This window comes from Streptomyces sp. NPDC002076, assembly GCF_053593835.1.
Genome location: NZ_JBSFDI010000013.1, coordinates 45522 through 67757, shown reverse-complemented (window position 1 = coordinate 67757; position 22236 = coordinate 45522). Strand labels below are relative to the sequence as shown.

Here is a 22236-nt window from a genome sequence, read left to right as displayed (position 1 = left end):
TTTCCCCGACGGCACGGTCGGCCGAGCAAGGTCACCAGGGGGCAGGTGGCGGGGCCGTCAGGATCTCCGCCAGCCTCGACAGATGGTCCCGGAAGCTCCGCCGAACCCTCGGAGAGACCCCGCCCCCGTTCTCGCCGGCCGCCGCGCTGACCAGGTGCTGGACGGTGTCCAGGTCCAGCTCCGCCCCCTCCGGTACGGCCAGCGTGTCATGGGCCAGCGCCGCGAGGTCGCCGGCGCAAGGCCCGAGGGCCAGCACGGTCACCCCGGCCCGGCGGGCGTCGTGCACCCGCTCAAGGAGCGGCGCGGGCTCCGAGGGAGCCACGACCAGCAGGGTCTCACCCCGCCGCGCCGCCTCGATCCGGCCCGGCCCCACGGCCAGATGGGCCGGGTCGCAGGGGCGCGCGTGATGCCGTACCAGGATCGGCGCCAGCTCGGGCGTCCCCGACCACGCGGCCTCGTCCACCAGATGCGCCGCCAGATGCCACGGCTCGTACTCCGGCGTGCCCACCAGCAGCAGCCCGCCCCCGTGCGCCACCACCGACCCGCGCAGCACCCCCGCGAATCTCCGGGTGGCCCCCAGCCACTCGGTCCCGGCGAGCACTTCCCGCAGCAGCGCGACCCGTACGGCGTCCATGCGCCCGCATCCTGCCGCAACCGGTCACTCGTGACGCGGAGTTCACCCGGAATTCGCCCACAACGGGGACCTTCACCGGTCACCGTGCGAACAGGTCCCCGTGAGAACAGGTCCCCATGCGAACAGATCCCCGCACGGACCGGTCCCCGTCCCCTCCCGAGGAGCCGCCCGATGACCGAGGTCACTGTTCCCTTCCGCGCCGGACACGAGGGTTACGCCAGTTTCCGGATCCCGGCGGTCGTGGCCACCGGCGCCCGTACCCTCCTCGCCTTCTGCGAGGGCCGCGCCGGCTCCGCCGCCGACCACGGGCACATCGACATCGTGCTCAAGCGGTCCACGGACGGCGGCCGCACCTGGCGTCCGCTCCAGGTCGCCGCGAGCAACGGCGACGACCTCGCCGGGAACCCCGCCCCCGTGGTCCTCGACACCGGCCGCGTCCTGCTCGTGCACGTCCGGGCCGCCGCCACCGCCACCGAGGCCGCCATCCTGCGCGGGCAGGTGCCGGACGCCGACGGGCGGCGGATCTGGGTGCAGCACAGCGACGACGACGGCGTGACCTGGTCCGCGCCCAGGGAGATCACCGCGCAGGTGAAGAAGCCCGGCTGGCGCTGGTACGCCACCACCCCCGGCCACGCCCTCCAGCTGAGCACCGGCCGCGTCCTCGTCCCCGGCAACCACACCCTGCCGCCCACCGGCACCGACACCGGCGCCGAGCCGCGGTACAACAGCGGCCACTGCCTGCTCAGCGACGACCGGGGGGAGTCCTGGTGCCTCGGGTATCTCGACGAGAACACCGACGGGTACATCAACGTCAACGAGACCACCGCCGCCGAACTCCCCGACGGCCGCGTCTACTTCAACACCCGCAACGACGGCCCGTCCCCCGGCAACCGCGCCGACGCCCACTCGACGGACGGCGGGAAGACCCTGGTCAAGCCGTTCCGGCCGCAGGCCGGGCTGGCCGCGCCCGTCTGCGAGGCCGCCGTCCTCCAGCTCCGTGACCCGGACCTGCTCCTGTACTCCGGCCCGGCCGACCCCGCCTTCCGCGCCCTGATGACGATCCGCGCGTCCGCCGACGGCGGCACCACCTGGCGCACGGCGTTCACCGTCGACGGTCTGCCCGCCGCCTACTCCGACCTGGTCCGCGTCGACCGGGACACGGTGGGACTCCTCTACGAGACCGGCGACTTCAGCGCCTACGAGACCATCACCTTCCGCCGGGTGCCCGTGCGCCGCCTCACTTGAGGGTGCCGCAAGCGCCACGGACGTAGGCTCGCCCCATGACCTCTACCGACAGTGCACAGACCCCGGCCAAGGCCCCCGCCAAGGACCCCTGGGACCTGCCCGACGTCTCCGGATACGTCGTCGGCGTGCTCGGCGGCACCGGACCGCAGGGCAAGGGCCTCGCCTACCGGCTCGCCCGGGCCGGCCAGAAGGTGATCATCGGCTCCCGGTCCGCCGACCGCGCCGAGGCCGCCGCCCAGGAGTGCGGCCACGGCGTCGAGGGCGCCGACAACGCCGAGGCCGCGCGCCGCAGCGACATCGTGATCGTCGCCGTACCGTGGGACGGCCACGGCGACACGCTGAAGGCACTGCGCGACGAACTGGCCGGCAAGCTCGTCGTGGACTGCGTCAACCCGCTCGGCTTCGACAAGAAGGGCGCCTACGCGCTCAGGCCCGAGGAGGGCAGCGCCGCCGAGCAGGCCGCCGCCCTGCTGCCGGACTCCCGGGTCGCCGCCGCCTTCCACCACCTGTCCGCCGTGCTGCTCCAGGACCCGGAGATCGAGCAGATCGACACCGATGTGATGGTGCTGGGCGAGGAGCGGGCCGACGTCGAGATCGTGCAGGCCCTCGCCGGGCGCATCCCCGGCATGCGCGGCGTGTTCGCCGGGCGGCTGCGCAACGCCCACCAGGTCGAGTCGCTGGTCGCGAACCTGATCTCCGTCAACCGCCGCTACAAGGCACACGCCGGGCTCCGCGTCACCGACGTCTGAGCGGATGGGGGACACTGTTCGGCGTAGCAGTGTCCCCCCGCAAGGAGCCGACCCCCATGCCCCTTCTGCCCCCGCCCACCCGGACCCGGCGACTCGCCCTCTACACCCTCGTCGTCTGCGTGCTCGCGGTGGCCGCCGCCGTCGTCTCGTTCGTCCAGGGCAGCTGGCTGGGGATCGTCTGGGTGCTGCTGGCGGGCCTGACGTCCAACATGACCTGGTACTACATCAAGCGCGACCGGGCCGGCGCCGGGCCGGGCGGGTCCGTCACGGGCTGACCTGGCAGATCTCGGGCGTGCCCTGCCAGAAGCGGTACAGCTCCTGGCCGCAGTAGCGCGGGAAGTCGCCCACGCCCAGATGGCGCAGGACGGCGTCGATCAGGTCGAAGAACACCGTGTTGACCGACGGCACCCACAGCAGCGCGAACACGAACAGCAGGCCGAACTGCGCGAACGGCTCCACCTGCCGCTTCACCTTGTACGACAGCCAGGGCTCGATGACGCCGTAGCCGTCCAGGCCCGGCACCGGCAGGAAGTTCAGGATCGCCGCCGTCACCTGGAGCAGGGCCAGGAACGCCAGCGCGTACTGGAAGCCGGCGGGCACGCCGTCCAGCGCGTGCAGCCAGAAGGGTGCCGTGCACACGGCCGCGAACAGCACGTTCGTCAGCGGGCCCGCCGCCGAGATCAGACTGTGCCGCCAGCGGCCCCGGATCCGGCCGCGCTCGATGAACACCGCGCCGCCGGGCAGACCGATCCCGCCCATGATCACGAAGAGCACCGGGAGCACGATGCTCAGCAGCGCGTGCGTGTACTTCAGCGGGTTCAGGGTCAGGTAGCCCTTCGCACCGACCGTGATGTCGCCGCTGTGCAGGGCCGTGCGCGCGTGCGCGTACTCGTGCAGGCACAGGGAGACGATCCAGGCGGCCGTCACGAACAGGAACACCGCGATGCCCGGCTGTGCCGCATACCCCGTCCAGGTGGCCCAGCCCGTCACCACCGTCACGGCCAGGATCCCGACGAACACGGGACTGACCCGGCGGTCGCCGTGGCGAGTGGTGGCGGTGGTCATCGGCGGGCTCCTGTGCGGTGGGGACGGTGCGGAGTGCGACCGTACCGGCCGCGCCCTCGCGGGGGAAACGTCTCGCGCTCGCCGTCCGGTTCCTGGACCCTGGGGGGATGCCACGGATGAGGGTGTTCTACGAGGACTGGCAGATGGGCTGCTGCGGCACGCCGTTCGCGGTGGGTGACGAGGTGGCGTGGAAGCTGGTCGCCTACGACGCCGCAGGCGTCCGGGAGGGCCACGGATACGGCGCCGGGGCGTGGGTGGAGAACCACGGCGGCCCGGACCGTCCGACCACCGGCCGGGTGCACGCCGTCGACCTCGTTCACCAGGAGTACGGCTACCTCCTGCCCGACCCCGGGTTCGAAGCCGTGGCGCCGGAGGGCGGGGTCGTCATCCGGGGCATGGGGCGCTGCCTGGAACCAGTACCGGGGACCGTCACGCTGGAGCCCGTCGACAGCTGCCCGAAGTGGTTCGGGGAGGTGGACCGCGGCACGGTGGACGGCATGGGGCGGGTCCGCCGCACCTGCGGCGTCCGCGTCACCCTGGAGGTCCCGGACGGCACGGCCCTGGAGGTCGCGGACGGCACGCCGCCGCAACCCGGTGACCAACGGTGACCGCACCGGCGAGAATGGACCCCGTGCGCTTTTCGCTGCTCGGCACCACCCAGGTAATCCGCCCCGACGGCACGGCCGTCCCGGTCGGCGGAGCGCGGCTGCGTGCCCTGCTGGGCGTGCTCGCGCTCCGGGCCGGGCGGACCGTGCCCGTGGGCGTGCTGGTCGACGAGGTCTGGGGCGCGGACCCGCCCGCCGACGCCGCCGGGGCGCTCCAGGCGCTGGTCGGCCGGCTGCGCCGTACCCTCGGCGCGGACGCCGTCGCCTCCGCCGAGGGCGGCTACCGGCTCACCGCCGCGCCCGACGACATCGACCTCACCCGCTTCGAGCGGCTGACCGGCGACGGCCTGCGGGCCCTCGCCGACGGCGACCCGGCCAAGGCCGCCACCGTCCTGGACGACGCGCTCGGCCTGTGGCGCGGCCCCGCCCTCGCCGACCTGCCCGACCACCACGCCGAGGCGGCCCGCTGGGAGACCCGCCGGCTGGACGCGCTGCGCGCCCGGCACACCGCCGCCCTCGCCCTCGGGCACGCCGAGCAGGTGCTGCCCGAGCTGACCGCCCTGTGCGACGACCATCCGCTGGACGAGCCGCTCCAGGCGCTGCTGCTGCGTGCCCTGCGCGACGCCGGCCGCCCGGCCCAGGCGCTCGCCGCCTACGAGGACGTACGACGGCTGCTCGCGGACCGGCTCGGCTCCGACCCAGGGCCCGAACTGCGCGCCCTGCACGCCGAGCTGCTGGCCGCCGAGGAACCCCCGGCGCCGCGGCCCGGGCCGGCGGCCGTGGGCAATCTGCCCGCCCGGCTCACCTCCTTCGTCGGCCGGGAGACCGACATCGAGGCCATCGGCGCCGATCTGGCCGCCGCCCGCCTGGTCACCCTGCTCGGTCCGGGCGGCGCCGGGAAGACCCGGCTGTCCCAGGAGGCCGCCGAGGCGGTACGGCACACCGTCCGGGACGGGGTGTGGCTGGCCGAACTCGCTCCCGTGGACGACCCAGAGGCCGTACCGCAGGCCGTGCTCACCGCCATCGGTGCCCGTGACACCGTGCTGCACGGCGCCGGCGCCGAGAGCATCCGCGCGGTCACCGACCGGCACGACGACCCCCTCGAACGGATCGTGGAGCACTGCGCCCGGCGCCGGATGCTGATCGTCCTGGACAACTGCGAGCATGTGATCGAGGCCGCCGCCCACCTCACCGAGCGGCTGCTGGCCCGCTGCCCCGGGCTGACCGTCCTCGCCACCAGCCGCGAACCGCTCGGCGTGCCGGGGGAGCTGGTGCGCCCGGTGGAGCCGCTGCCGGAGCCGGTCGCGCTGCGGCTGCTCGCCGACCGGGGCGCGGCGGCCCGCCCCGGATTCCGCGTCGAGGACGACCCCGAGGCCTGTGCGGAGATCTGCCGGCGGCTCGACGGACTCCCGCTCGCGATCGAGCTGGCGGCGGCCCGGCTGCGGATGCTGAGCCCACGCCAGATAGCGGACCGCCTCGACGACCGGTTCCGGCTGCTCACCTCCGGCAGCCGCACCGTCCTGCCCCGCCAGCAGACCCTGCGGGCCGTCGTGGACTGGTCCTGGGAGCTGCTGGACGCGGACGAGCGGGACGTCCTCGCCCGGCTGTCGGTCTTCGCGGGCGGCTGCGACCTGGCCGCCGCCGAGGCCGTGTGCGGGCCCGTCGCGCTGGACGCGCTCGGCTCCCTGGTCGACAAGTCCCTGGTGGTTGCCGCCCCTTCGGCCGACGGCGGGATGCGCTACCGGCTCCTGGAGACCGTCGCCGAGTACGCCGGCGAACGGCTCGACGAGACCGGGCGCCGCAGCGAGGCCGAGCGCGCCCATCTGACGTACTACCGCGAACTCGCCCGCACCACCGACCCGTTGCTGCGCGGCCCCGAACAGCGCACCGCCATCGACCGGTTCCAGCTGGAGTACGAGAACCTGCGCACCGCGCTGCGGCACGCCGTCGCCGCGCGCGACGAGCAGGAGGGACTGTGCCTGGTGCTGTCTCTGGTGGTCTTCTGGCAGATGCGGGACCAGCGCATCGAGACCCGCACCTGGTGCGAGGAGGTCATGGCGCTCGGCCCCGACCCCTTCGCCGCACCCGTACGGCCGGCCCTGCCCCAGTGGCAGCGCTGCACCGACGCCCCGCCCCCGTACGCCGGCGAGGTCCTCGCCGAGGCCCGGCGCGGCGTCCACCTCGCCCACCTCGCCGGCATGGACCACGACCTGGAGTCGTGGCAGACGCCCGAGGCACAGGCCAAGCTGCGCGCCATCGTGGAAGCTTACGAGCCCGGGCTGCCGCAGACCTGCCGGGTGCCCGGCCTGCTCTGGTTCTTCGCCGTCATGCTGACCGGCGGCGCCGAGCGGATGTGGATCGTCATCGACGCCTGCGTCCAGACCTGCCGTGACACCCCCGGTTTCGAGTGGGACCTGGCCAATACCCTGCAGCTGCGCGCCAACCTCCTCGCCAACCGCGCCGACTGGGCCGGCAACGCCACCCGTGACGCCGAGGAATCGCTGGAGATCTTCCGCCGCCTCGGCGACGCCTGGGGCACCGCCGAGGCGTTGTCCGCCCGTGGCGAGGCCCATGAACGCCAGGGCGCCTACGGTGCGGCCGCCGCCGACTACCGGGCGGCCATCGAGCACGCCGAACGCCTCGGCGCCCGCGGCCAGGTGGCCGTCCTCCGCGCCCGCCTCGGCAGCGTGCTCATGGAGACGGGCGACCTCGAGCGCGGCGAGCAACTGCTCCGGGACGTCATCGCGAGCCAGGACGGCTCCCACAACGAGGCGATGCCCGCCGCCCGGCTGTTCCTCGCCTGCTGGCTCGGCCTGACCGGCCGCACCGCCGAGGCCCGGGAGCAACTGCGCCGGCTGCGCGAGGAGTTCAAGATCGCGCACTTCGTCGTCTTCGACTCCATGATCCTCACCCAGGAGGCCTGGCTGGACGCCATCGACGGCCGTCCCGAGGACGCCCTGGACCGGGTCAGGCGGGCGCTGCGGCTCGCTCAGGACCCGCTGTCCAGGACCGTCGCCCCACACCTGGACTCCGTCTGCCTCTACACCGCCTCGCTGGCCCTCGCCCGCCTCGACGGCGGCAGCCGCGCCGTCGACGCCGCCCGCTGCCTGGGCGCCGCGCACGCCCTGCTGCCGTCCGGGCACATCCTCTCCGGGGTCGAGCGCCGGTGCCGCGACATGGCCGAGGGCCGGATCCGGGACACCCTGGACGAACCCGCCTACCGGGCCGCGTACGCCGAGGGCGGTGGCCTCTCCCTCGCGGAGGCCACCGCCCTGGTCTGACGCACGGCGCAGGCCGGCTCAGGTCTTGGTGCGGAACTTGTGGATCGCGACCGGTGCCATGACCGCCGTGATCGCCACCGACCAGGCCACGGTCACCCACAGGTCGTGCGCCACCGGGCCGCCGATCATCAGACCGCGGGCCGCGTCCGCGAGCGTGGACAGCGGGTTGTAGTCGGTGAAGTGCTGCAGCCAGCCCGGCATCGACTTGGTCGGCGCGAAGATCGACGAGCCGAACTGCAGCGGGAACAGCACCAGGAAGCCCATCGCCTGCACGGACTGCGCGTTCTTCAGGATCACGCCGAGGGTGAGGAACACCCACATGATCGAGGAGGCGAACAGCGCGGACAGTCCGACGGCAGCCATCAGGCCGGCCCAGTGGTGGATGTGGAAGCCGACCAGCACGGCGACGACCATCAGCACGGCCGTGGCGAACAGCATCCGGGCCAGCTCGACGGCGATCTTCGCGAACAGCACCGACCCGCGCCCGATCGGCAGCGACCGGAACCGGTCCATGACCCCGCTGTTGAAGTCCTGGCTGAACCCGGTGCCCACGCCCTGGGAGAGCGTCATGCTCATCATCGCGATCATGCCCGGAATGACGTACTGCACGTACTGGCCCTGGCCGCCGCCGAGCGCCTGCCCGATGGACCCGCCGAAGACGTACACGAACAGCAGGGTGAAGACGACCGGCATCAGCAGCGCGTCGAACATCGACTCCGGGTCCTGGCGGATCCAGAGCAGATTGCGGCGGATGAGGGCGCCGGTGTGCCGCAGATGCCCGCGCAGCGGGATACGTACATCGGTGGCGGCGGGGGTGGTGATGGTGGTGATCGTAGGGGCGGCGCGAAGCGCCTCGTTCAGGGTGGTGGTGGGCGACGGGTGGGAGCTCATACGGCGACCTCCTCGCGGGAGTCGGCGGGCGTGGTGTCCTGCGGGGCACTGGCACGGTGGCCGGTGAGGGACAGGAACACCTCGTCCAGGCTGGGCAGTTCGGTGGTGATGGCGGAGATCGTGATGCCGCGCGCGGTGACGGCGCCGACCACGGCGGTCAGCTGCTCGTCGCTGAGGATCGGCACCAGCAGGGTCCCGGACTCGGTGTCCACGGTGGTGGTCGCGAGCCCGGTGATGCCCAGTTCGTCCAGCATCTCGGCGAGCGGGCGCAGCTGCAGCGGGTCGACAGGCCGGACGCGGAGGGTACGGCCGCCGACGCGGGCCTTCAGCTCCTCGATCCCGCCCGTGGCGATGACCTTGCCGCGGTCGACCACGGTCAGCTCGGAGGCGAGCTGCTCGGCCTCCTCCATGTACTGGGTGGTCAGCAGCACGGTGACGCCGTCGCCGACCATGGCCTTCACCTCGTCCCACACCTCGTTGCGGGTGCGGGGGTCGAGTCCGGTGGTCGGCTCGTCGAGGTAGAGGACGGCCGGGCGCCCGATCATCGAGGCGGCGAGATCGAGTCGCCGCCGCATACCGCCGGAGTACGTGCTCGCCGGCCGCCTGGCCGCCTCCGTGAGGGAGAACCGCTCCAGCAGCTCGTCGGCGCGGGCGCGGGCGTCCTTGCGGGACAGGTCCAGCAGCCGGCCGATCATGTACAGGTTCTCCCAGCCGGGGAGCTTCTCGTCGACGGAGGCGTACTGGCCGGTGAGCCCTATGGCCCGGCGCAACTGGCGGGGCTGCCGTACGACGTCGTAGCCGGCCACGGTGGCCTGGCCGGCGTCCGGGGTGATCAGGGTGGACAGGATCCGTACGAGGGTGGTCTTGCCGGCGCCGTTCGGACCGAGCACGCCCATCACGGTGCCCTCGCGCACGTCCAGGTCGACACCGTCCAGCGCCTTGGTCTCGCCGTAGTGCTTGACCAGTCCCCGTACCGTCACTGCGTGGCTCGCGCCGACGGGGTTTTCATGGATTCGCGTCATGGGGAAGACGGTGCCAGCGTCTGCCGACAAATCGCCGACAAGTTGCCTACAGCTTGCCGACAGGGGGTTTTCACCGACCACCCACCCGTCTCGGTCGGCCGAGAGGGTGCCGTCCAGGGGAGTTTTCGGCCTCCCGAGCCGAGCCCGCGGCGGCGCCTTCGCGGCCCACGGCTTTGCCCACCGCCCACCCGTCTCGGTCGGCCGGACGGGGGGACCGATGCGGCGCCGCGCGGGTTCGACGCCGTGACGGCGCCCTTCCAGCCGACCGAGACGGGTGGTGGGTGGGCATAGGCCGGGGGTCTGGGGGCGGAGCCCCCAGGGACGTCAGCCACCCCGCAAAGGGGCAGCCCCGCTGACGGGGGAAGATCAGCGGGGCTGCCGGGGTGTTGCCGCGATGGCTCAGTGGACGGAGTGCTCCTCCAGCGGGAACGCCCCGGAGACGACCTCCTCGGCGAACGACTTCACCGCGTCGCCCATGACCTCACGCAGGTCGGCGTACTTCTTCACGAACTTCGGCACCCGACCGGAGGTCAGGCCCAGCATGTCCGTCCAGACCAGGACCTGCGCGTCCGTCTCGGGCCCGGCGCCGATCCCGACCGTCGGGATGTGCAGCACGCGCGTCACCTCGGCCGCCAGCTCCGCCGGGACCAGTTCGAGGACGACGGCGAAGGCGCCGGCGTCCTGCACCGCCTTCGCGTCGCGCAGCAGCTGCTGTGCCGCCTCCTCGCCCCGCCCCTGCACGCGGTAGCCCATCGCGTTGACGGACTGCGGGGTCAGGCCGATGTGTGCCATGACCGGGATGCCGGACTCGACCAGCAGCCGGATCTGCTCGTGCGACCGCTCGCCGCCCTCCAGCTTGACCGCGCCGACCCCGGCCTCCTTCACCAGCCGGGTCGCCGAGCGCAGCGCCTGCACCGGGCCCTCCTGGTAGGAGCCGAAGGGGAGGTCGCCCACGATCAGGGCGCGCTGCGTGCCGCGTACCACGGCCGCCGACAGCATGGTCATCTCGTCGAGGGTGACGGGCACGGTCGTCTCGTACCCGAGGTGGCAGTTGCCCGCCGAGTCGCCGACCAGGAGCACCGGGATCCCGGCCTCGTCGAAGACGGACGCGGTCATCGCGTCGTAGGCGGTGAGCATGGGCCACTTCTCGCCCCGCTCCTTGGCGAGGGCGATGTCGCGGACGGTGATGCGGCGAGTGCCCTTCCCCCCGTACAGCGTCTTGCTGCCGTCGGAGGGCTTGTTCTGGGCAGCCGAAAGCTGCGTCATGGCAACGGCTCCTTCAGTCATCTCGAGGCGCCCTGACGGCGTCCCCGGATCGCCTCCATGGTGGCACCTCGTGCCAGTCACGGCCAGAGGGACCGCCTGTGATCCACAACCGTGGCTGAGACCGAGCTGTGTAAGTCCTTCGTAAAGAAGCAAGATACGAGACCGTTCCGTATCGAAATGGTCGTAGGCTCGAACACATGACAAGTCCCGTCCCTGCCTCCCGGATACCGGAAGCGGTGCACCGGCGCCGCTGGGCGATCCTCGGCGTGCTGATGCTGAGCCTGCTGATCGTGGTGCTCGACAACTCGATCCTGAACGTCGCCATCAAGACCATCTCCAGCCCCGCGCCGACCGGCCTCGGCGCCTCCCAGGGGCAGATCGAGTGGGCGATCAACGCCTACACCCTCGTCTTCGCCGGCCTGCTGTTCACCGCGGGCCTCATCGGCGACCGCCTCGGCCGCAAGAAGGTGCTGCTCGGCGGCATCGCCGTGTTCGGCATCGGCTCCGCCCTGGCCGCCGAGTCCGGCTCGCCGGGCCAGCTGATCGCCTTCCGCGCCCTGATGGCCCTCGGTGCCGCCTTCGTCATGCCCGCCACCCTCGCCGTCCTGATGAACGTCTTCGAGCGCGAGGAGCAGCCCAAGGCCATCGGCATCTGGGCCGGCGGCGTCGGCCTCGCCATCGCCATCGGGCCGATCACCGGCGGCGCGCTCCTCGACCACTTCTGGTGGGGCTCGGTCTTCTTCGTCAACGTGCCGATCGTGATCGTCGCGCTGGTCCTGATGACCTGGCTGGTGCCCGACTCCCGCGACCCCAAGCCCGGCCGCCTCGACCCCGTCGGCGTCATCCTGTCCGTCGTCGGCCTGGTCCTGCTGGTCTACGGCATCATCAAGGGCGGGGAACTCGCCGACTTCACCGACGCCAAGGTGCTGGCGACCATCGTCGCCGGTCTCGCCGTCCTGACCGGGTTCGTCATCTTCGAGAAGCGCAGCGACCACCCGTCGCTCGACGTCACCTACTTCAAGAACAAGGTCTTCTCGGCCGCCATGAGCGCCATCGCACTGGTCTTCTTCGCGCTGATGGGCGTCACGTTCTTCGGTGTCTTCTACACCCAGAGCGTGCGCGGCTACTCGCCGCTGGAGTCCGGTGTGCTGATGCTGCCGCTCGCCTGCGCCCAGCTCATCTTCGCGCCGCGCGCCCGCCTGCTGGTCGACCGGTTCGGCAACAAGGCCACCACCACCGCCGGCCTGGTGCTGATCGCCGCCACGCTGGCCGCGTTCGCCACGTTCGAGGCCGACACCCCGATCTGGATCCTGGAGGTCGTCTTCTTCCTCATGGGCACCGGCATGGCGCACATCATGACGCCGACCTCGGTCGTCATCATGCAGGCGCTGCCGCGCGAGAAGGCCGGCTCCGCCTCCGCGCTCAGCAACACCTTCCGCCAGGTCGGCGGCGCGCTCGGCATCGCCGTACTCGGCTCGGTGCTCGCCACGTCCTACCGGAACGGCATCGAGGGCAAGCTCGGCATGCTGCCGCCCGCCCTGCGCGACAAGGCGGCCGAGTCCATCGAGGCCACCCTCGGCATCGCCGGCAAGCTCGGCCCGCAGGGCAAGGCCGTGGTCACCCCCGCCGACGACGCGTTCCTGCACGCCATGCACGTCACCGCCCTCTGCGGAGTGGGTGTCGCGCTGATCGGCGCCGTGGTGACGGCCCTGTTCCTGCCCGGCAAGCCGCCCGCCGCTCAAGCGGGCGAACGGGAGGCGGAGTTGGTCGCGGCAGCGGACTGACGCGGACCGAGCGGCCACGGTTCAGACCGAGGCTCCACGGGGGAGGGAGGTGGCTGCGGGACAATTCCCGCAGCAGACTGAGAGGACGGACGACGTGAGCCTTGCCGAGAGCCGGCCGCGACCGGACGGGCCCGTGCGGGGACGCCCCCGCAGCGAGGCACTGGAACGGGCCATTCTGGAAAGCGTGATGAAGCTCCTGGAGGACGGCGTACCGCTCGCCGAACTCTCCATGGAACGCGTCGCGCGCACGGCCGGGGTCGGCAAGGCCACCATCTACCGCCGCTGGAGCGGCAAGGAGGAACTGTTCGTCGACGTCGTACGCGCCGCCGAACCCCCCGACCCCGAACTCCCCGGCACCTCCCTGCGCGAAGACCTCGTCGTGCTGCTGGAGTCCATGCGCCAGCGCGGACTCGTGCACCGCTCCTCGGCGATCCTGCACAACGTCTACGCGCAGATGAAGCACAGCCCGAAGATCTGGTCGGCGTACCACGCCAGCGTCATCGCGCCCCGCCGCGAACTCGGGATGGAGGTGCTGCGCCGGGGCCGGGAGAACGGCGAACTGCGGCCGGACGTCGACCTGGACCTGGCCAACGACCTGTTCGTCGGCCCCATGCTCGTACGCACCGTCCTGCGCCCCGAGGGCGACCTGCCCGAGGGCCTGGCGGAACAGATCGTCGACACGGTCCTGGAAGGCCTACGGCCCGTCAGCTCGACAGCCTCGTAGCACTTATGTGCGCGTTTCGTCACAAACCCCGAGTGCCCCAGGGCTAACGGAACTCCCTGTCCCGCTTCCTTCGTCCTCGTCTTCCGTACGGCCGTCATGGGACGGCGGGAGCAGAGCCGATCATCCCCTAGGGTCGGAAGAACACGGGGGAACGACGGTGTGCACGGCAGGCAGTGAGGCAGACGGTATGGCGCAGCAGGCGTACATGACGGAGACGGACAACGGCGGCTCGGGGCCCGAGCGACCCGGATCCCGGCTTCGGCGCCTGCTGCACCGCCTGCTCGCCGGCTGGCACGGCGACCCACGCATCTGGCGCCGGGGCATCATCCTCGCGCTCCTCGCCCTCCTGCTCGCCCTGGTGATGCTGCTGCACTCGCGCATCCCGAACCGGGTGGGCAACCTCGGCAGCCTCACCGAGACGTTTCTGCCGTGGCTGGGCCTCGCCATCCCGGTGCTGCTGCTCCTCGGGCTGCTGCGGAGGTCGGCGACCGCGCTGATCGCCGTACTCCTTCCGGCGATCGTGTGGCTGAACCTCTTCGGCGGGCTGCTCACCGACAAGACCGGTTCGGGCGGCGACCTGATGGTGGCGACCCACAACGTCAACGCCGAGAACCCCGACCCCGCCGGGACCGCCCGCGAGGTGGCCGCCTCCGGCGCCGAGGTCCTGGCCCTGGAAGAGGTCCCGGGGACGGCCGTGTCCACCTACGAGAAGGCGCTCGCGCCGACCTACAAGTACCACGGGGTCGAGGGCACGGTCGGCCTGTGGAGCAAGTACCCGATGAGCGATGTGCGGGCGGTGGACATCAAGCTCGGCTGGAAGCGCGCGATGCGGGCCACCGTCGCCACCCCGCAGGGCCCCGTCGCGGTGTACGTCGCCCACATGCCCTCGGTGCGGGTGAAGGTGAAGGCCGGGTTCACCGCCCGGGAGCGCGACAAGAGCGCCGACGCGCTCGGCGAGGCCATCGCCGACGAGCCGCTGAAGCGGGTGGTGCTGCTCGGTGACCTGAACGGCACGATGAACGACCGTTCGCTCAACGCCGTCACCTCCCAGATGCGCTCCACGCAGGGCGCGGCGGGCAGCGGCTTCGGGTTCAGTTGGCCGGCGTCGTTCCCGATGGCGCGGATCGACCAGATCATGGTCAAGGGGGTCGAACCGGAGAGCTCCTGGACCCTGCCGCGCACCGGCAGCGACCATCTGCCGGTGGCTGCGCGTGTGAAGCTGGACACGTCGTCGTAACCCGCTGGAATACTGGGCCTGAGAGGCTTTGTTCCGTGGCTGAACATATGCTGTGACGGAACTCCGCTCTCGTTGACTCTCACGTCGAGTCGACTCTCACGTTGAAAGGCACAGGCCCTTCATGCCCCTGGCCCTGCTCGCTCTGGCCGTCGGCGCTTTCGGTATAGGTACCACCGAGTTCGTGATGATGGGCCTGCTGCCCGACGTCGCGGACGACCTGCACATCTCGATCCCCACCGCCGGGCACCTGGTCTCGGCGTACGCGCTGGGCGTGGTGATCGGCGCCCCGCTGCTGGCCGCGCTCACGGCCCGCATGTCCCGCCGCACGGTGCTGATCGCCCTGATGGCGCTGTTCGTCGCGGGCAACGCGCTCTCCGCGTTCGCCCCCGGCAACGACTCGCTGCTGGCCGCCCGCTTCCTCAGCGGCCTGCCGCACGGTGCCTTCTTCGGCGTAGGGGCGGTCGTCGCCACGACCATGGTCCCGCCGGAGCGCAAGGCCCGCTCGGTCTCCCTGATGTTCCTCGGCCTGACCGTCGCCAACATCGCGGGCGTGCCGGTGGCCACGCTGATGGGCCAGCACCTGGGCTGGCGGGCCACCTTCCTGGGCGTGAGCGCGATCGGCCTGGCGGCGATCGCGTCGCTGGCGCTGCTGATCCCCCACGACCAGGGGCAGGCCGCCTCGTCGACGGGCCTGCGCGGCGAGTTGGCCGCGCTGAGGTCCGTGCCGGTCTGGCTGGCACTGGGTACGACGGTGGCGGGCTTCGGCGCGCTCTTCGCGGCGTACAGCTACGTGACCCCGATGCTGACGCAGTCGGCCGGGTTCGCGGAGGGCAGCGTGACGCTGCTCCTGGCCCTGTTCGGGGTGGGCGCCACGGCGGGCAACCTGCTGGGCGGCCGCCTGGCGGACCACTCGCTGCGGGGCACGCTGTTCGGCGGGCTGGCGTCACTGGGTGTCGTGCTGCTGCTGTTCCCGGTGCTGATGCGAGCGGAGTGGAGCGCGGCGCTGGCGGTGACGCTGCTGGGTATGGCGGCGTTCGTCACGGGTTCGCCGCTGCAGCTGATGGTGATGGAGAAGGCTTCGGCGGCCCCGTCCCTGGCCTCCTCCGCCAACCAGGCGGCCTTCAACCTGGCCAACGCCGGCGGCGCCTGGATCGGCGGCCTGGCGCTCGCGGCGGGCTTCGGTACGACGTCCCCGGCGCTGGCCGGCGCGATGCTGGCGGTGCTGGGGCTGGGCGTGGCGAGCGTGGCGTACGCGGTGGACCGCCGCGGGGGGACTCCGTCGGTGGGGCGGGTCGTTACGTCCCACGTACCCGAGGGGTCGGCTGCGCTGCACCACTGACTTCGTTTGCCCACCCGCCCACCCGACTCGGTCGGCCGGGAGGGGGGCGAAGTCCGCTGCTGTGGGCCCGAGCTTGCCAGTTGCCGTTTGGCCGCTCGCTTCTCGGCCAGTGTCGGGCTTCCGTGAGGTGAATCAAGGGCGCATTCGCGTCGCCTTCGGCGATGGCCCTCCGGGCCACCCTTGACACACCTCACTCCAGCCCGCGAAAGAAGCGAGCGAGCGGCCCGGAAGAGCGGTGGCCCCGACCGGCACCGGCCCCGAGGGCGCTGACCGGACCCCGTCGGCGGGGCCGCGTTCGCACCTCACATGCACGCCGGGCGGGCTTGGCGGCTTGCGGGTTCATGGGTGGGGTGCGCGGTCGCGCCTCGCATGCACGCCGGGTGGGTTCGGCGGCGACCGGCGGGTGGGATCGGTGGCGATCGGCGGCTCTCCCGAGTTGCGACGGAGGCCCAATCGGGGTGGCTCCGGCGGTGATTGGAAGATTTGAGCCAAGGGGCGCTCCGAAAGCCCCAGGTCAGGCGGTCGAGAGGCGGTCAGGGGTGGAACAGATCTGCCAATCACTGCCTGCGCGTGACCCATGGGACGGATGTGACTCCCCACCGCCGCCACCCCCACCACCAACCGCAAGCCGCTGAGCCGACTCGGTGTGCCGCCATCCGTCGGGGGCGGGTCACCTGCTGGCCGTGCGTCGCTGAGCCTGCCCGGCTGCCGCCGTCCGCCGGGGGCGCGCCACCTACTGGCCGTAAGCCGCCCAGCCCACCCGGCGTGCAGGCGAGGCGCGAGCGCGACCCCGTAACCCAGGGCGCCTGCTCAGCCGACCCAAGGGGCCGGTACCGGTAAGGCGGCCACTTTCCCGGGCTGCCCGCTCGCTTCTTCCCCGTGCTGGAGTGAGGTGGGTCAAGGGTGGCCCGGAGGGCCATCGGCGAAGCCGACGCGTAGCGCCCTTGACGCACCTCGCGGAAGCACGACACTGGCCAAGAAGCGGGCGGTCCCACGGCAACTTCAGAGCTCGCACCAGACCGTCTTCCTGTCCGCCCACTGTTCCACGCCCCACCGCTCGGCGAGCGCCGCGAGCAGTGCCAAGCCGCGCCCCGACTCCTCCGCTTCCGTAGCGGACAGCAGCACGGGCAGCGCACCCGGCGCGGGGTCGGTCACCTCGATGCGGGTACGGCCGTGGGTCGCCGCCGTACCGATGACGCGTACGGTCACCGGTGTGCCCTCGCCCAGGTGGTCGATGACGTTCGTCAGCAACTCCGTCGCGCACAGCCGGACGTCGTAGCTGTGCTCACGGAGCCGGTGCCGCAGCTCCGGCGCGGCCTTCGGCGTGGCGAGCAGGCGGAGTTCGAGCATCGTCCTCACCGGCCCGCCGTCTTCCTGAGGGCAGCGGCCAGCGCCCGTGCCGTGGCCGTGTTGCAGTTCCCGAGCGTGACGAGTCCGGCGGGCCGGGCGTACGTGCCCGCGAAACTCGGCAGATCCACGCGGAGGGACGGGAGAGTGATGCCGTGCAGGGCTAGGGCCGAGCGGAGTTCCTCCACGCAGAGGGTGACGTCGTAGGCGGTGGGGGAGCGGTGGTCGGGCATGGACTCCTGCACCCTTCTGTGCGGTGTGTGACGAACTCCTCACAGACTGTCCCTCTGCTGGCTACCGTAAAAGTGGTTTCGCGTTCGCGACCGGGGCAGCGAAAGGTGAGCGATGGCACGGCGCAAGGACATCGACGGCTCGATGAGCGTCCCGACCTTCTACGGCGCGGAGTTGCGCTGGAAGAGGGAAGCGGCGGGGCTGTCGCTGGAGGCGTTCCTCGAAGGCAGCTTCTACGGCAAGACGTACCTCAGCGACATCGAGCGCGGCGAGCGGAGGATGCCGCTCGATCTGGCCCGGCACGCGGACCGGGTCCTGAAGACCGACGGCTTCTTCGAGCGGCATTGCGAGGATGTGCGGAAGGCGCGGCGAGGGCCCCATGCCGCGTACTTCGAGAAGGTCCTGGAGGCCGAGAAGTCCGCGGAGTCCATTGAGGAATGGTGCCCCATCACCTTTCCTGGGCTGCTCCAGACGGCGCCGTATGCAGGAGCGCTGGTCCGTTCGGCCCACCCGGCGACCTCCGACGAGTGGGTCGAGGAGAAGGTGACCGCCCGGCTCGCTCGTGCCCGCCTCTTCGAGGAGGGCCACTCCACCCCGGAGTACTGGGCGATCCTGCACGAGTCGCTGATCACAGACCCGATCCTGCCACCGCTGGAGATGGCCGAGCAGTTGGACCGGGTCGTGGCATTGGCCGAGCGGCGCCGGATCACACCACAGATCGTTCTGCGGACGTGCGGTGCGTATCCCCTGATGGCCGCCTCCATCAAGGTCATGACGTTTCAGGACGCGCCGCCGCTGCTCTACGTCGAGGCGTCGTACAGCGGGGACACCATCGACGATCCGGCCCTCGTGAAGCAATACCGCAAGGCATACGATCGGCTCAGGGCCGTCGCGCTGTCACCAGACACGTCCCTCGCCATGATCAAGGCAGCGGCAGAGGATTACCGAAATGGCAAGCAACGGGATCGACTTGAGTGACGCTCTCTGGTTCAAGAGCAGCTACAGCAACGGTGACGGCGGCGACTGCGTCGAAGTAGCCCCCAACGTCCCCGCCCTCGTCCCCGTCCGCGACTCAAAGTTCCCCGACGGCCCCATCCTCCTCCTCACCCCTACCGCCTGGACCCCCTTCATCACCGCACTGAAGTCGAAGTCCGCGTAAACCAACGCAAAGCAAGGGGGGCGTGAGGTCCTCAGGACCCCACGCCCCCCGCCCCTCAGCGGAGCGTCAGCGCGTCAGTGCTTGCGGTACGACTGGACGTAACCGTTCGCCGGCGAGCCGACGCCCGTCACGTCGTCGTAGCCCTTGACCGCCGACAGGGAGCTGTCCTTGCCGAGGCTGCGGGCCGAGTACAGCTGGCCGCCCGACGCGTCGAAGCCGTTGGCGAAGTCCACGCGGGCGACCGCCAGGCCGGAGCCGGTCGGGTTGTCCGTGACGTCGTGGAAGACACCCTTGTTGTACTTGGCGTAGATCGTCGGGTTGGCGAAGCCGATCGCCTTGCCGCCGCGCGCCTCCTGGGCCAGCGCCTGGACCGCCGCGATGACCGGAGCGGCGAGCGAGGTGCCGCCGATGCGGTACTCACTGTACTGCTGCGATCCGTCCGGGAAGGTCTGGGTCTGGCCGACCAGGAAGCCGGTGTTCGGGTCGGCGATGGCCGCGATGTCCGGGACGACGCGGTTGCCGGCGGCGTTGTTCGCCTGCGCCAGCGCGTCCGGGACGACGCCCTTCTGGTAGTACGGCTCGGCGACCGTCTTGCTGGTGCCGCCGCCCGCGCCCGAGGTGAAGGCGCCGGGGAAGTTGGTCCAGCTCTTGCCGTCGGCCGACAGGGTCGCCTTCTCGGTGCCCCAGCCGGTCTCCCACTCGTACGTGTCACCCTTGCCCACGGCCAGGGACGTACCGCCGACCGCCGTCACCCAGGCGGAGTTGGCGGGGGTGTCGACCTGCTTCGTGCCGGTGTGGGCGACCTCGTCGCCGTTGTCACCGGAGGAGAAGTAGAAGCCGATGCCCTGCACCGCGCCCAGCTGGAAGACCTGGTCGTAGGCGGCCGCGAGGTCCGGGGTCTGGTTGGCCTCGATGTCGCCCCAGGAGTTGGAGACGATGTCGGCCAGGTGGTTGTCCACGACCTTGCTGAGCGAGTCGAGCAGGTCGTCGTCGTAGCAGGAGGCCGCACCGACGTACGTGACGTCGGCGTCCGGAGCCACCGCGTGCACGGCCTCGACGTCGAGGGTCTCCTCGCCGTACCAGCCGGCCGCGCCGCACTCCTTGGTCTTGGTGTAGTTCTTCGGCAGCGCCTGGTGCAGCTGGCTGGTCTTCCAGGCCGCGTCACCGTGCTTGACCGCGTACGTGCCCGCGTCGTAGGCGATCGTCGGGGACGCGTAGGCGTCCGTGATCGCGACGCGGACGCCCTTGCCGGTGTAGTCGCCCGCGCCGTAGGCGGCGCGCAGCTGCTTGCCGGTGTAGCCCTTGATCGCGTACGGGATCTTGCCGCCGTACGCGTCCGGGAGGGTCGTCGCGATGTTCGAGCCGAAGTACGAGGAGAACGGCCCGGAGTTCTTGAACACGGCGTCCGGCGGCGGGAGCTGGTCGTCGTGGTTGGCCTTGTGCGGGGCGTTGTCCAGGCCGGTGACGGTCAGGACGGAGCCCTTCAGGCCCTCCGGCACGGTGGCCGTCTGCGCCGGGGCGCGGTAAGTCGCCGAGCCCTTGGCGTAGTTGTGCAGCTGGGTGCCGAACGCCTTCTCGGCGGCGGCCACGTCGCCGGAGACGGCGACGTAGTGCTGGGTGACCTCGGTGACCTTCAGGCCGGCCGACGTCAGCCAGGACTTGACGGCGGCCACCTGGGCCTTGGTGGCCCCGAAGGCGGCCTGCGCCTTCTTGGCGCTCAGGTACTTGCCGTAGAGCGTCGAGCTGGGGTCGGACACGGCCTTGGCGTAGGCGGCGAGGCCCGCCGCGTTCTTGCCGGCCAGGTAGACCCGGGCGTTCACCTGGGCGCTGTTCGAGGTCGCGCCCTTGTCCGCCTTGGCCGTGGCCCACAGCGGCTTGGTGCCCTTCAGTGCCTCACGAGCGGGGCTGTCCGCAGCGTGTGCCGCGGGTATGCCCAGCGCCAGCGCGCCGGCGACCATGGGCAGTGTCGCTGCCATGCTCATGGCGCGCAGCTTGGCGCGGTTGGATCTCATAGAACCCCCTGCGATGCGGTTCGCATGCATGTAGTGGTCGATACGTCATGCATCCGCGTGCCGGCCCGCGGCGGTTCGGCCGACCGTATGGATCACACGATGGGGGTCACTCTTTCGATGAACCGTTCATGCCAGGGGAACGAAAAGGTCAAGAGAAGCTCAAGTAACCGTCAGGTGGGGCGATTTGAGGCTTTTATCCTTACGGGTGCATTACGAAAGGGCTTGCCCGCTGTTCACGAGCGCGCTTCCGTTTCGTTCACGAACGCGGTTTCGCGCCCGCTCCTTGAGCATCTGGGCCATCACCTGGAGCTCGGACTGCTGCGCGTCGACCATGCCCTGCGCGAGCCGCTTCTCCACGCCGACGGTGCACTTGGCGACACAGCCCTCGGCCATGTGGATCCCGCCCTTGTGGTGGTCCGTCATCAGCTGGAGGTAGAGGATCTCGGCCTGCTTGCCGTTCAGCGACTGGAGCTTCCTCAGCTCCGTGTTCGTCGCCATGCCCGGCATCAGCGAGCCGTCCCCGCGCTCGGGCATGTCGCCCATGCCCATCCAGGCCATGGGCGGCTTCGCCGACACCTTCGGCAGCTCCCACAGGTCCAGCCAGCCGAGCAGCATGCCGCGCTGGTTGGCCTGCGTCTGCGCGATGTCGTAGGCGAGCCGCCGCACTTCGGCGTTCTTCGTGCGGTCCCGGACGATGTACGACATCTCGACGGCCTGCTGGTGGTGGACCGCCATGTCCCGGGCGAAACCGGCGTCCGCCGATTCGGCGGACGGTGTCCGCACGGCCGAACGGCCGCTCGTGTCCTCGGCGACCGCGTACGTGATCGCGCCGGCCGCGACGAGCACCGCCGCCGCGGACCCGGCGATCCAGCCGACGTGCCGGCGCTGCACTACATCGCCCCGCTGGTGCAGGCGGCGCCCGGCTCGGGGGTCTGCTTGCCCTGGACGTAGGTGGCGAAGAACTTGTCCACCTCCGGGTCACCGGCGCTCTTGACGGTCACCTGGTGGCCCCAGGCCGACAGGATCAGTGGCGCCGCCTGGTTCTCGTACGGGCTCATCAGCGAGTACGGCGTCTTCTTCACCTTCGCCGCCAGCGCGTCGACGTCGGCCTTGCTCGCCTTGCTGGTGTACGTCACCCAGACCGCGCCGTGCTCCAGCGAGTGCACGGCGTTCTCGTCCTGCAGCGGCTTGGTGTAGACGGTGCCGTCACAGGTCGCCCAGACCGGGTTGTGGTTGCCGCCGACCGGGGGGTGCATCGGGTACGACACCTTGGTCTGCACGTGCGTCCGGGCCAGTTTGCCGGACCAGACCTTCACGCCGTCCTTGTCGGTGGTCCACTGCCCAAAGTCGCCGGAACTCCGGGCGGCCTTGGAGTCGCTCGCCGTGTCCTTCTTCTTCCCGGACTGGGAGTTCACGAGGACGACACCGCCGACCACGAGGCCGGCGACGACCACCACGCTCGCGGCGATGGTCAGCACGCGGTTGCGGCGCTCGCGCGCACGCTCGGCACGGCGCATCTCCTCGATGCGCGCCTTGCGCGCCGCGCTGCTGTACTTGGCGGAACCCATGAGGTGTCCTTCTGGGGGAAAGGGCCGGCAACGGGAAGGGTGGGGCCCGCTGATCGTAGTGGGGAAGGGGGCGGCTT

General features: G+C 71.3%; 21 protein-coding genes. 11 read left to right on the top strand and 10 right to left on the bottom strand.

The genetic code is table 11. The features are described 5' to 3' along the window. Positions 1–31: 31 nt before the first annotated feature. Positions 32–634, bottom strand: a complete 603-nt coding sequence (locus tag ACWCQS_RS26320; protein ID WP_451006734.1) for a hypothetical protein — start codon at positions 632–634, stop codon at positions 32–34. Positions 635–805: 171 nt separating this feature from the next. Here ACWCQS_RS26320 and ACWCQS_RS26315 point away from each other — a divergent pair, with 171 nt between their 5' ends. From ACWCQS_RS26315 to ACWCQS_RS26305, 3 genes are read left to right on the top strand one after another with little or no spacing between them, the layout of a single operon-like run. Further along, a complete protein-coding gene (locus ACWCQS_RS26315; protein WP_451006733.1) occupies positions 806–1879 on the top strand; it encodes a sialidase family protein in 1074 nt (357 codons plus the stop codon). 35 nt (positions 1880–1914) lie between these two features. Beyond that, positions 1915–2628 (top strand): NADPH-dependent F420 reductase, encoded by a 714-nt coding sequence (npdG, locus tag ACWCQS_RS26310; protein WP_451006732.1) that lies wholly within the window; start codon positions 1915–1917, stop codon positions 2626–2628. Positions 2629–2684: 56 nt separating this feature from the next. Beyond that, positions 2685–2903, top strand: a complete 219-nt coding sequence (locus tag ACWCQS_RS26305) for a hypothetical protein (protein WP_451006731.1) — start codon at positions 2685–2687, stop codon at positions 2901–2903. Here the strand turns inward: ACWCQS_RS26305 and ACWCQS_RS26300 are convergent. Next, entirely contained in the window at positions 2893–3693 is an 801-nt protein-coding gene (locus ACWCQS_RS26300) for a site-2 protease family protein (RefSeq protein WP_451006730.1), read from the bottom strand. The two genes, ACWCQS_RS26305 and ACWCQS_RS26300, sit on opposite strands and share 11 nt — an antisense overlap. A 107-nt stretch (positions 3694–3800) precedes the next feature. Between ACWCQS_RS26300 and ACWCQS_RS26295 the strand changes: the two genes are divergently transcribed. Further along, the gene (locus ACWCQS_RS26295) at positions 3801–4301 is read left to right on the top strand and encodes a DUF6578 domain-containing protein (protein WP_451006729.1); all 501 of its coding nucleotides are present in this window, start codon (positions 3801–3803) and stop codon (positions 4299–4301) included. 14 nt (positions 4302–4315) lie between these two features. Next, positions 4316–7579 (top strand): BTAD domain-containing putative transcriptional regulator, encoded by a 3264-nt coding sequence (locus tag ACWCQS_RS26290; RefSeq protein ID WP_451006728.1) that lies wholly within the window; start codon positions 4316–4318, stop codon positions 7577–7579. A gap of 18 nt (positions 7580–7597) precedes the next feature. On the opposite strand, the gene ACWCQS_RS26285 is transcribed toward ACWCQS_RS26290, so the two are convergent. The 3 genes from ACWCQS_RS26285 to panB form a co-directional block, all read right to left on the bottom strand. Next, on the bottom strand, positions 7598–8470 hold the full coding sequence (locus ACWCQS_RS26285; RefSeq protein ID WP_451006727.1) for an ABC transporter permease: 873 nt from the start codon (positions 8468–8470) through the stop codon (positions 7598–7600). Further along, entirely contained in the window at positions 8467–9492 is a 1026-nt protein-coding gene (locus ACWCQS_RS26280; RefSeq protein ID WP_451006726.1) for an ATP-binding cassette domain-containing protein, read from the bottom strand. The genes ACWCQS_RS26285 and ACWCQS_RS26280 overlap by 4 nt, the downstream gene beginning before the upstream one ends. Before the next feature lie 399 nt (positions 9493–9891). Beyond that, entirely contained in the window at positions 9892–10758 is an 867-nt protein-coding gene (gene panB / locus ACWCQS_RS26275; protein WP_451006725.1) for a 3-methyl-2-oxobutanoate hydroxymethyltransferase, read from the bottom strand. Between the two features lie 197 nt (positions 10759–10955). Between panB and ACWCQS_RS26270 the strand changes: the two genes are divergently transcribed. The 4 genes from ACWCQS_RS26270 to ACWCQS_RS26255 all read left to right on the top strand — a co-directional run bounded on the left by ACWCQS_RS26270 (position 10956) and on the right by ACWCQS_RS26255 (position 15842). Continuing rightward, positions 10956–12542, top strand: coding sequence for an MFS transporter (locus ACWCQS_RS26270; protein ID WP_451006724.1), 1587 nt, complete (start codon positions 10956–10958; stop codon positions 12540–12542). Between the two features lie 94 nt (positions 12543–12636). Then, entirely contained in the window at positions 12637–13266 is a 630-nt protein-coding gene (locus ACWCQS_RS26265) for a TetR/AcrR family transcriptional regulator (protein ID WP_451006723.1), read from the top strand. Between the two features lie 187 nt (positions 13267–13453). Beyond that, on the top strand, positions 13454–14503 hold the full coding sequence (locus tag ACWCQS_RS26260; RefSeq protein ID WP_451006722.1) for an endonuclease/exonuclease/phosphatase family protein: 1050 nt from the start codon (positions 13454–13456) through the stop codon (positions 14501–14503). A 121-nt stretch (positions 14504–14624) separates the two neighbouring features. Then, positions 14625–15842 carry an MFS transporter gene (locus ACWCQS_RS26255; RefSeq protein WP_451006721.1) on the top strand — a complete coding sequence of 406 codons (1218 nt, stop codon included), beginning with the start codon at positions 14625–14627 and terminating at the stop codon, positions 15840–15842. Positions 15843–16844: 1002 nt separating this feature from the next. Here the strand turns inward: ACWCQS_RS26255 and ACWCQS_RS26250 are convergent. Together ACWCQS_RS26250 and ACWCQS_RS26245 are read right to left on the bottom strand one after the other, a co-directional pair. After that, entirely contained in the window at positions 16845–17192 is a 348-nt protein-coding gene (locus ACWCQS_RS26250) for an ATP-binding protein (RefSeq protein WP_451006720.1), read from the bottom strand. A gap of 5 nt (positions 17193–17197) precedes the next feature. Next, positions 17198–17422, bottom strand: a complete 225-nt coding sequence (locus tag ACWCQS_RS26245; RefSeq protein ID WP_451006719.1) for a hypothetical protein — start codon at positions 17420–17422, stop codon at positions 17198–17200. Between the two features lie 112 nt (positions 17423–17534). On the opposite strand from ACWCQS_RS26245, the gene ACWCQS_RS26240 reads away from it, so the two are divergent. Together ACWCQS_RS26240 and ACWCQS_RS26235 are read left to right on the top strand one after the other, a co-directional pair. Beyond that, a complete protein-coding gene (locus ACWCQS_RS26240; protein WP_451006718.1) occupies positions 17535–18398 on the top strand; it encodes a helix-turn-helix domain-containing protein in 864 nt (287 codons plus the stop codon). After that, positions 18370–18579 (top strand): DUF397 domain-containing protein, encoded by a 210-nt coding sequence (locus ACWCQS_RS26235; RefSeq protein WP_451006717.1) that lies wholly within the window; start codon positions 18370–18372, stop codon positions 18577–18579. Before ACWCQS_RS26240 ends, ACWCQS_RS26235 begins: the two co-directional genes overlap by 29 nt. Positions 18580–18653: 74 nt before the next feature. Here ACWCQS_RS26235 and ACWCQS_RS26230 read toward each other — a convergent pair whose 3' ends face one another. From ACWCQS_RS26230 to ACWCQS_RS26220, 3 genes are all read right to left on the bottom strand, one after another. Continuing rightward, positions 18654–20591, bottom strand: coding sequence for a S53 family peptidase (locus tag ACWCQS_RS26230; RefSeq protein ID WP_451006716.1), 1938 nt, complete (start codon positions 20589–20591; stop codon positions 18654–18656). A gap of 210 nt (positions 20592–20801) precedes the next feature. Then, positions 20802–21482, bottom strand: a complete 681-nt coding sequence (locus ACWCQS_RS26225; protein WP_451006715.1) for a DUF305 domain-containing protein — start codon at positions 21480–21482, stop codon at positions 20802–20804. Beyond that, a complete protein-coding gene (locus ACWCQS_RS26220; RefSeq protein WP_451006714.1) occupies positions 21482–22159 on the bottom strand; it encodes a DUF3105 domain-containing protein in 678 nt (225 codons plus the stop codon). The genes ACWCQS_RS26225 and ACWCQS_RS26220 overlap by 1 nt, the downstream gene beginning before the upstream one ends. Positions 22160–22236: the final 77 nt, after the last annotated feature.

Coding starts and splice junctions, on each gene's coding strand:
- ACWCQS_RS26320 (WP_451006734.1), bottom strand. CDS start 634: ATGGACGCCGTACGGGTCGCGCTGCTGCGGGAAGTGCTCGCCGGGACC.
- ACWCQS_RS26315 (WP_451006733.1), top strand. CDS start 806: ATGACCGAGGTCACTGTTCCCTTCCGCGCCGGACACGAGGGTTACGCC.
- npdG (WP_451006732.1), top strand. CDS start 1,915: ATGACCTCTACCGACAGTGCACAGACCCCGGCCAAGGCCCCCGCCAAG.
- ACWCQS_RS26305 (WP_451006731.1), top strand. CDS start 2,685: ATGCCCCTTCTGCCCCCGCCCACCCGGACCCGGCGACTCGCCCTCTAC.
- ACWCQS_RS26300 (WP_451006730.1), bottom strand. CDS start 3,693: ATGACCACCGCCACCACTCGCCACGGCGACCGCCGGGTCAGTCCCGTG.
- ACWCQS_RS26295 (WP_451006729.1), top strand. CDS start 3,801: ATGCCACGGATGAGGGTGTTCTACGAGGACTGGCAGATGGGCTGCTGC.
- ACWCQS_RS26290 (WP_451006728.1), top strand. CDS start 4,316: ATGGACCCCGTGCGCTTTTCGCTGCTCGGCACCACCCAGGTAATCCGC.
- ACWCQS_RS26285 (WP_451006727.1), bottom strand. CDS start 8,470: ATGAGCTCCCACCCGTCGCCCACCACCACCCTGAACGAGGCGCTTCGC.
- ACWCQS_RS26280 (WP_451006726.1), bottom strand. CDS start 9,492: ATGACGCGAATCCATGAAAACCCCGTCGGCGCGAGCCACGCAGTGACG.
- panB (WP_451006725.1), bottom strand. CDS start 10,758: ATGACGCAGCTTTCGGCTGCCCAGAACAAGCCCTCCGACGGCAGCAAG.
- ACWCQS_RS26270 (WP_451006724.1), top strand. CDS start 10,956: ATGACAAGTCCCGTCCCTGCCTCCCGGATACCGGAAGCGGTGCACCGG.
- ACWCQS_RS26260 (WP_451006722.1), top strand. CDS start 13,454: ATGGCGCAGCAGGCGTACATGACGGAGACGGACAACGGCGGCTCGGGG.
- ACWCQS_RS26255 (WP_451006721.1), top strand. CDS start 14,625: ATGCCCCTGGCCCTGCTCGCTCTGGCCGTCGGCGCTTTCGGTATAGGT.
- ACWCQS_RS26250 (WP_451006720.1), bottom strand. CDS start 17,192: ATGCTCGAACTCCGCCTGCTCGCCACGCCGAAGGCCGCGCCGGAGCTG.
- ACWCQS_RS26245 (WP_451006719.1), bottom strand. CDS start 17,422: ATGCCCGACCACCGCTCCCCCACCGCCTACGACGTCACCCTCTGCGTG.
- ACWCQS_RS26240 (WP_451006718.1), top strand. CDS start 17,535: ATGGCACGGCGCAAGGACATCGACGGCTCGATGAGCGTCCCGACCTTC.
- ACWCQS_RS26235 (WP_451006717.1), top strand. CDS start 18,370: ATGGCAAGCAACGGGATCGACTTGAGTGACGCTCTCTGGTTCAAGAGC.
- ACWCQS_RS26230 (WP_451006716.1), bottom strand. CDS start 20,591: ATGAGATCCAACCGCGCCAAGCTGCGCGCCATGAGCATGGCAGCGACA.
- ACWCQS_RS26220 (WP_451006714.1), bottom strand. CDS start 22,159: ATGGGTTCCGCCAAGTACAGCAGCGCGGCGCGCAAGGCGCGCATCGAG.